This window comes from Nonomuraea corallina, assembly GCF_027620315.1.
GTDB classification, from domain to species: Bacteria; Actinomycetota; Actinomycetes; order Streptosporangiales; family Streptosporangiaceae; genus Nonomuraea; species Nonomuraea corallina.
Genome location: NZ_JAPNNL010000068.1, coordinates 25970 through 34089, shown reverse-complemented (window position 1 = coordinate 34089; position 8120 = coordinate 25970). Strand labels below are relative to the sequence as shown.

The 8120-nt window shown below is 69.9% G+C and carries 8 protein-coding genes; 3 read left to right on the top strand and 5 right to left on the bottom strand.

The window, feature by feature from the left end; all coding sequences use genetic code 11:
* Nucleotides 1-16: 16 nt before the first annotated feature.
* The 5 genes from OUY22_RS18430 to OUY22_RS18410 form a co-directional block, all read right to left on the bottom strand.
* Nucleotides 17-790 (bottom strand): ABC transporter ATP-binding protein, encoded by a 774-nt coding sequence (locus tag OUY22_RS18430; RefSeq protein ID WP_270156246.1) that lies wholly within the window; start codon nucleotides 788-790, stop codon nucleotides 17-19.
* Nucleotides 791-1225: 435 nt separating this feature from the next.
* Nucleotides 1226-1360 (bottom strand): hypothetical protein, encoded by a 135-nt coding sequence (locus tag OUY22_RS18425; RefSeq protein WP_270156245.1) that lies wholly within the window; start codon nucleotides 1358-1360, stop codon nucleotides 1226-1228.
* Nucleotides 1357-2154, bottom strand: a complete 798-nt coding sequence (locus OUY22_RS18420) for an ABC transporter permease (protein ID WP_270156244.1) — start codon at nucleotides 2152-2154, stop codon at nucleotides 1357-1359. Before OUY22_RS18420 ends, OUY22_RS18425 begins: the two co-directional genes overlap by 4 nt.
* A complete protein-coding gene (locus OUY22_RS18415; RefSeq protein WP_270156243.1) occupies nucleotides 2151-2963 on the bottom strand; it encodes an ABC transporter permease in 813 nt (270 codons plus the stop codon). Before OUY22_RS18415 ends, OUY22_RS18420 begins: the two co-directional genes overlap by 4 nt.
* Nucleotides 2960-3919, bottom strand: coding sequence for an ABC transporter substrate-binding protein (locus OUY22_RS18410; RefSeq protein WP_270156242.1), 960 nt, complete (start codon nucleotides 3917-3919; stop codon nucleotides 2960-2962). Before OUY22_RS18410 ends, OUY22_RS18415 begins: the two co-directional genes overlap by 4 nt.
* Before the next feature lie 647 nt (nucleotides 3920-4566).
* On the opposite strand from OUY22_RS18410, the gene OUY22_RS18405 reads away from it, so the two are divergent.
* From OUY22_RS18405 to OUY22_RS18395, 3 genes are read left to right on the top strand one after another with little or no spacing between them, the layout of a single operon-like run.
* Nucleotides 4567-7293, top strand: a complete 2727-nt coding sequence (locus tag OUY22_RS18405; RefSeq protein ID WP_270156241.1) for a nitrate- and nitrite sensing domain-containing protein — start codon at nucleotides 4567-4569, stop codon at nucleotides 7291-7293.
* Entirely contained in the window at nucleotides 7290-7712 is a 423-nt protein-coding gene (locus OUY22_RS18400) for a roadblock/LC7 domain-containing protein (protein WP_270156240.1), read from the top strand. The genes OUY22_RS18405 and OUY22_RS18400 overlap by 4 nt, the downstream gene beginning before the upstream one ends.
* Nucleotides 7712-8119, top strand: coding sequence for a DUF742 domain-containing protein (locus OUY22_RS18395; RefSeq protein ID WP_408638177.1), 408 nt, complete (start codon nucleotides 7712-7714; stop codon nucleotides 8117-8119). Before OUY22_RS18400 ends, OUY22_RS18395 begins: the two co-directional genes overlap by 1 nt.
* Nucleotide 8120: the final 1 nt, after the last annotated feature.

The window sequence follows — 8120 nt, the reverse complement described above, 5'->3', positions numbered from 1 at the left end:
GGACGGGGCCCCGGCGTCAGTGCGCCACCGGCTGGCCGCGGACCAGGCGGCCCACCTCGGCGCGCAGGTGGACGAAGTCGGGGTGCTCGCGCGTGGTGATCTGGTCGCGCGGCGCGGGCAGCTTGACCTGGAGGTCGCCCACCACGTGCGCGGGCGCCTTGGACAGCACCACCACGCGGTCGCCCACGTACACGCTCTCGTCGATGTCGTGGGTGATCAGCACGATCGTCATCCGATGATGCCCGCGCACCTTGAGCACGAGGTCCTCGAGGTCCTCGCGGGTCTGCGCGTCGACCGAGCCGAACGGCTCGTCCATGAGCATCAGGGTGGGCCGGTAGGCCAGCGCGCGGGCGATCGCGACCCGCTGCTGCATGCCGCCGGAGAGCTGGAACGGGTACTTGCGCCCGGCGTCGGAGAGCCCCACGGACTCCAGGGCCTCGGCGGCCGCCTCGCGGCGGCGCTTGGCGTCCATGTTCTTGCGGCGCAGCGGCAGCGCCACGTTGTCGGCCACCGACATCCAGGGGAACAGGGACCGGCTGTAGTCCTGGAACACCACGGCCAGGTTGTCGGGGGTCTGCCTGACCAGCTGATCGTCGACCTTGATCCGGCCGCCCGTCGGGGTGATCAGGCCGGCGATGGAGCGCAGGAGCGTGGACTTCCCGCATCCGGAGGGGCCGACGATGCACAGTAACTCGCCCTCGGCGACGCTCAGGTTGAGCTGGTCGATGGCGTGGTGCGCGTTGGGCCCGCCTGCTCCGTAGGTGTGTGTGAGGTTTTCTATCTCAAGCAACGTGATTGTCCTCGGGGCGAGTCCAGAGATAACACGGCGACTCTACCGAAGGCCCCATTGGTTGCAAATGCCGAAGCCGCATTCTGCCGCGATGAGCTGCGGGTACGCTTCACCGCTGTCATGACAGCCCGTGCGGGAGCGACTCCGACGTCACGCATCATTCGAGGTCAGGCCGTTCTCCTCGCCCTGCCCGCAGCTCTGACGCCGGCCGCCTGCGCCGCGGCGGGGCCCGCGCCGACGGACGGAATGAGCGCGGAAAAGACTGTTCTCCGCGTAGGCGTGCTGACCATTCCCGACGCGGCGCCGTTGTATATCGCCGGGGTCAAGGGCTTCTTCCGGAAGGAAGGGCTGAGTGTCCGGCCGGTGGTCGTCCAGGGGGGGCGCGACGGCGCTGCCGGAGCTGGAGAGCGGGGCGCTGGACATCACGATGACGGACTACGTCTCGGCGTTCCTGGTGGCCGCCGCCGGCGAGCCGATCAAGGTCATCGCCGACCTCTGCCATTCCGGTCCAGGGGCGTTCCTGCTGGTGGCGCCGGCCGGCTCGCCGGTCAGGAGCCCGGCCGGGCTCACGCGCCCGCCCTCTCGCGCGCGTGGTGCCAGCCCAGGACCCGGCGCTCGGCCACCAGGAACAGCTCGTTCAGCAGATAGCCGAGGACGCCCAGGAGCACGATCCCGGCCCACATCGCCGGCAGGTTGAACATCGAGTACGCCACCGTGAGCTGGAAGCCGATCCCGTTCGTGGTGCCGGGCAGCAGCTCGGCGAAGACGGTGACGATGAGCGACAGCGACAGCGCCAGCCGCAGCCCGGCGAACACCTTCGGCAGCGCGGCGGGCAGCACGATCCGCATCACCCGTTCCCGGCGCGACAGCCGGAAGGCCCGGCCGGTCTCCAGGTAGAGCGGCTCGACCGCGCGGGCGCCGTCGGCGGTGTTGAGCAGCACCGGCCAGACGACGCTGAACATGATGAAGGCCAGCTGCATCCGCAGCCCGAAGCCGAACACCACGAGGAACACCGTCACCAGCGCCGGCGGCGGGATGGCCCGCAGGAACTGCAACACGCCGTCGAGGTAGTCGTAGGCCCGGGAGGACAGCCCGAGCGCCAGCCCGAGCAGGATCCCGGCGGTGGCGCCCCCGGCCAGCCCGCCGGCCATCCGGCCCAGGCTCGGCAGGATGTCCGCCACGGCCTGGTCGGTGAGGAACAGCCGGCCGGGCGGCCCGGAGAACCACAGGGCGTGCATCCGGGTCACGATCGTGGAGGGAGGCGGGAAGAACGCGCTGCCCGCGGCCCTGGTCGCCACCTCCCAGAGGACGACCAGCACCGCCAGCAGCAGCCACCGGGACAACGCCCTGCCCAGCCGCGTCACGAGCCGCCTCCCACCCGCGCGTGGTGCCATCGGAACAGCCGGCGCTCGGCCGACACCAGCAGGGCGTTGACCGCCACCCCGAACAGCCCCACCCAGACGACCCCGGCGAGGATGTCGTCCATCCTGGCCGGCACCGCGATGCCGGCGAAGTAGATGAACACGCCGATGCCCTCGCCGCGCCCGGCGACGATCTCGGTGCTCACGGTCAGGATGAGCGCCACGCCGGTGGCCAGCCGGAACCCGGTCATGATGAACGGCGCCGCCGAGGGCAGCGACACCCACCACAGCACCGAGAGCCGGCCGAAGCCGTAGGAGCGCAGCGACTCCCTGGCCACCGGATCGACGGCGCGCAGGCCGTACATCGTGTTGTAGAGGATGGGCCAGACGGCGGCGTAGACCACCAGGGTGATCCGCAGTTGCAGCCCGGTCCCGATGAGCAGGGCCACCAGCGGGATCAGCGCCACGGACGGGATCGGCCGCAGGAACTCCACGATCGCCCGCGTCGCCGCGTCGATCAGCGGGACGCTGCCGAACAGCACGCCGAGCGGCACCGCGACGAGCGCCGCCACGGCCAGGCCGATCGCCCAGGCGAGCACGCTCGTGCCCGCGTGCGCGCGGAAGGCCTGGTCGGCCAGCAGGCTCCCGGCACGCTGGAGGATCTCCGAGGCGGGCGGCAGGAACTCGGCCGCCCCGGCCCGTCCGGCGATCTCCACGAGCGCGACGAACGCGAGCGCCCCGGTCACCCGGCGCGCCCACCGGGCGGACCGGGGGCGTGCCAGCGGTGATCGGGTCAGGACGGGGGTGCTCACCCGGAGGTGGTGGGAGACATCAGCGACGCGACGTCGATGTCCTTGCTCAGCCATCCGGCCTCGACCATCCAGTCGGCCACCCGTTGCAGCCTGACCGGGTTGTCGGAGCTGGAGAAGTACGGGAACGTCACGGTCGCCGCGGTGGCCTTGTCGATCTGGGTGAAGTTCGGCAGCACGTCGACGACCAGCTCGCGGTTGCCCTCCATCATCTTGGCCGCGTTGTGCAGCGCGCGCTGGAAGGCGGCGGCCGTCTTCGGGTTCTTCTCGTACCAGTCCTGGGTGCTGACGTAGCCGGAGATGGGGAACTCGGAGGCGGGGCCGGAGGCGGGGTCGAGGATCTTGCGGGCGCCCATCTGGGAGGTCGCCGCGGTCACCAGGGGCTCGCCGAGATAGGCGGCGTCGATCTGGCCTTTCTGCCAGGCGGGCATGATGTTCTGGAACGTCACCTGGACATACTTGATCTTTTTCGGATCGACATTATTGGCTTTAAGGACCTGGGTGAGGGCGAGCTCCTGGAAGTTGTGCAGCACGTTCACGTTGATCGTCTTGCCTTCGAGGTCCTTCGCCGACCTGATTGGCGAATCAGGTAAAGCCATCACACTCAGGGAATCCGGCGCCGCGCGTGAGCCTTCGGCCAGGATTCGCAGCTTCAGCGCGCCTTGGTCGTGCGCCTGGAACATGGAGACATAATTGCCGAACATGGCGTCGATCTCGCCATTCAGGAGCATGGGAATGGCTTCGGGGGACGACTGGACGATCTGCGGCGTGACCTTGAGCCCCTCCTTCTCGAACAGCTTCTGATCGATGGCCACGTACAGCGCGGCCGTGTCGATGGCCGGCAGGCCGACGACCTTGATCTCGGTCTTCTCCAAGCCGCCGTTGGCGGCAGCGGTCGAGGTCGGCACGCTGGGTGAGGAGTCACCGCTGCACGCGGTGATCCCCAGCGCCAGGGCCAACCCGATGATGGCGGCCCTGCTGGAACGGCCAAGCCTCATGTCGGGGACTCCCTTCGCACGGTGAGACGGAGCCGGAAGGTAGGGGGGTGGTCTGTTACTCGCGGAAGATGCGCCTGACACGCAACAAGCACTGACGGTAGCACCAGATGGCGCTTGTTCATCGCGAAAATATCACTTGTGGTTGCATTGCTAGATTGACGTTCTATCGTGGTGATTGGCTTGAACATTTAGCAATCTATGTGCTTTCGCCAGCCTTGACCCAGGTTGAGGGGCCTGAGTCGGGTGGTGAAGGAGGTGATCCGTGGGTTCCCGTTACTGGTGATGCGTTCGATGATCGGCTGACCGAGCTGTGAGCAGACCGTCCCATTTCGCCATCGGCGACGGACGGTCCGGTAATCGTGTCGCATTGTCGGGAACGATTGGATCCCATGTCGTGGATCTCATGCTCGAAATGGCCCTCATCTCGATAGTCATTGAGCCCTCCTGCAATCCATGCATGATCATCGAGATTCCCTCCGGGGCGAGAGGTAGCGAAGGCAGTGAGTACGCAGGGTGCTGTAGCTTCCGTTGACCGCGAGTCGCACGGCCATCAGGACCGACCCCAGGTCAAGCCGTCCTCTGGCAGGTTCCGCCTGGGCAACTGGCACGTGCGATCACGCCTGGTCGCGCTCATCGTGGTGCCGACCGCCGTGGCCGTGGCCCTGGGCGGGCTGAACGTGATCACCTCACTCCAGGACGCGAACACGTACCAGACCCTGCGCGAGGTCGCCGAACTGAGCGAGTCGCTGGGCGCGGTCAGCCACGCGCTCGGTGCCGAACGGGACGCGACCGCGCTCTACATCGCCCAGGGCCGGCCCGACGTGCGCGAACCGCAGTTACGCGGCCTGCACGACGAGGTCGACGACCTGATCGCGGACGCCCGGCGGCGCGCCGACACCGTCAGCGACACGCACGGCGACGCGGTGCGCCCGGTGCTGCGCCGGCTGGAGGAGATCCGGGCGCTGCGCGACACCGCCGTCGAGGGCAAGATCCAGCCGCTGCCCACGATCTCCAAGTACTCCCAGATCAACGCCGCCATCCTGCAGTTCCACGACCAGCTCGGCCAGGTCGCCGTGGACGACGTGGTCGCGCACACCGCGGGCGCGATGGCCGCGATGGCGCGGGCCAAGGAGCAGGCGTCCCGACAGCGCGGCATCCTGGCCAGCGCGCTGGACAAGAAGGGCTTCGACGCCGGCGAGCTGGAATCCCTCACCGCGGCCAAGGCCAGGGAGGAGAGCGAGCAGACGCTCTTCGCCACGCTGGCCACCCAGGACCAGCTCGAACTCTTCCGCAACCAGGTCGTCGGCCGCGACATCGACCAGACCGACCTGTTCAGGCTGCGGGCCGTCGCCCAGTCGGCGCAGAACCGGCCGCTCAGCATCGGCAACGAGCCGGCCAAGGACGTCGACACCTGGTTCGACGTGAGCACCGGCAAGATCGACGCGATGCGGAAGGTAGAGACGACCCTCGCGTCCACCCTCATCCTGCGCGCCCGCGCGCTGGAGGACGGAGCCAACAGGTCCGCCCTGATCTCGGCCGTGCTCATCATGATCCTGCTGGTCGTGGTGCTCGCCATCATCTCCCTCATCGCCCGCTCCCTGATCAGGCCGCTGCGGAGGCTGCGCCGCGAGGCGCTGGACGTGGCCAACCACCGGCTGCCGCAGACCGTGCGCACGCTGCGCGACAGCGGTGACACGGCGGCCGCCCCCGTCGCGCCGATCGGCGTCAAGACCCAGGACGAGATCGGCGAGGTCGCGCGGGCGTTCGACGAGGTGCACCGCGAGGCGGTGCGGCTGGCGGGCGAGGAGGCGCGGCTGCGCGCCAACGTCAACGCGATGTTCGTGAACCTGTCGCGGCGCAGCCAGACGCTGGTGGAACGGCAGATCACCCTGATCGACGGGCTGGAGCAGGGCGAGCAGGACGAGCAGCGGCTGGCCAACCTGTTCAAGCTGGACCACCTGGCCACCCGCATGCGCCGCAACTCCGAGAACCTGCTGGTCCTGGCCGGCCAGGACCCGCCGCGCCGCTGGAGTCAGCCGGTCAAGCTCGTCGACGTGGCCCGCGCCTCGCTGTCGGAGGTGGAGGGGTACGAGCGGGTCGTGCTCCAGGTCCCCGACGGGGTGTCGATCGCCGGTCAGGCCGTCAACGACGTCATCCACCTGCTGGCCGAGCTGGTGGAGAACGCGCTGTCGTTCTCCCCGCGCGAGACCCGGGTGACCCTGTCGGGCAGCCGGATCGACGGCGGCGGCGTCATGCTGTCGATCACCGACGCGGGCATCGGCATGACCGCCGAAGAACTCGCCCAGGCCAACGAGCGGCTGACGGACACCCCCGGCATGGACGTGGCGGTCTCACGCCGGATGGGCCTGTACGTGGTGGCCCGGCTGGCGCACCGCCACGGCGTCCGGGTGCAACTGCGCCCGCACGCCGCCGGCGGGCTCACCGCCATGGTGCTCATCCCCGAGTCGCTGCTCTCCCAGTCGGCCGCGCTCGCGGGCACGTCCGGCGGCCAGAGCGAGCCGTACAGCGGGCCGCACCCCGCGCCGATGCCGCTCAACGTCTTCCCGATGGGCCCAGGACACCCGTCGTTCCCCTCCAGCCCCGACGGCGGGTCCGGCTGGCCGGTTCCGCCGTGGCCGTCGGACGGCGGCTGGCCGGAGCCGACCAGGGGAGGCGGCGGCGCGTACGAGACCAACGACTGGATGCCCCCGCGCACGCCCGGCTGGAACGGCGGCAACCAGCTGCCCCGCCGCGGCATGCCCGACCAGCAGCGGCCCATGGGTTACGCGTACGGCGAGCGCATCGACCCGCCGGAGCGGCCCCGGTACGAGTTCCCCGGCAGCGAGCCGTCCACCGGCCCGCTCCCGGCGGTGGGGTCCGGCTCCTCCGGCTCCTCCGGTGACGGGGACGACTATCTGCCGATCTACGCCGCGGTGGAGTCGGCCTGGTTCGAGCGCGGCGGTTCGAGCTGGAGCTCGTCGAAGGCGGACGAGGGCTGGTCGGCCGCGAAGGCGGCGGTGGAACCGGTCCGCGACGGCTCGACCGCGGCCGGACTGCCCAAGCGGGTGCCCAAGGCGAACCTGGTGCCCGGCTCGGCCGAGACCGCGTCCGCGCCCAAGGGCGTCGCGCCGGTGCCCCCCGTCTCGCCCGACCGGCTCCGTTCCCGGCTGTCGAACTTCCAGCAGGGCTTCCGGGCGGCGCGCGAGGACATCAACGGCGGCCGGGCGCCCGCGCCCCCGCCGAGCCCGGCTTTCGGCGGCAACCCGTCCGGAGGGCCCGCCTTCGGCGGCGGTAACGGCAGGAACGATCAGACAGGCGAGGGTGATCGGAAATGAACGAGTTGAGCCATGCCGCCCGCGGCGTGGACTGGTTGATCACTGACTTCGTCAGTACGGTGCCGGGCGTGGCCCACGCGGTGGTGGTCTCCTCCGACGGGCTGCCGCTGGCGGCCTCGTCGGGGTTCCCCGCGGACCGGGCGGACCAGCTCGCGGCGATCGCGTCCGGTCTGGTGTCGTTGACCGCGGGAGCCGCCCGGGTCTTCGAGGGTGGCGGGGTCTCGCAGACCATTGTCGAGATGCAGCGAGGGCTGATGCTCATCATGTCGATCTCGGACGGCTCGTGCCTGGCGGTGCTCGCCGCTCCCGACTGCGACATGGGGTTGGTGGCCTACCAGATGACCTTGATGGTGGATCGGGCGGGGCAGGTGCTCACGCCCGCGGTGCGTGCGGAGCTGCGCGCGTCCCAGACCAGGTGATGCCGGTGTCGGATCCGCGGTGGAACAACGGTGGCCGGGAGCCGGGCTCCCCGCCCCGGTCGCAGCCCGACCCGGCGTCGCCGGTGCGGCCGTACGCGGTGACCGGCGGGCGCACGGCGCCGCGGGTGAAGCTGGCGATGGAGGCGCTGGTGTCGTCCGCGACGGCGGAACAGCGGGAGTTCTCCCATATAACCCCTGAATATCACGCGATTTCCCAATTGTGTCGCCAGGTGCGGTCGGTCGCCGAGGTCTCGGCCCTGCTGCACATCCCGCTGGGGGTGGTGCGGGTGCTGATCGCCGACATGGCGGCAGAGGGACTGGTACGGGTGCACCAGCCACAGCTGGAAGCCGGCCGCCCGGATGTCAACTTGCTGGAAAGGGTGCTCAGTGGACTTCGCAGGCTCTAGC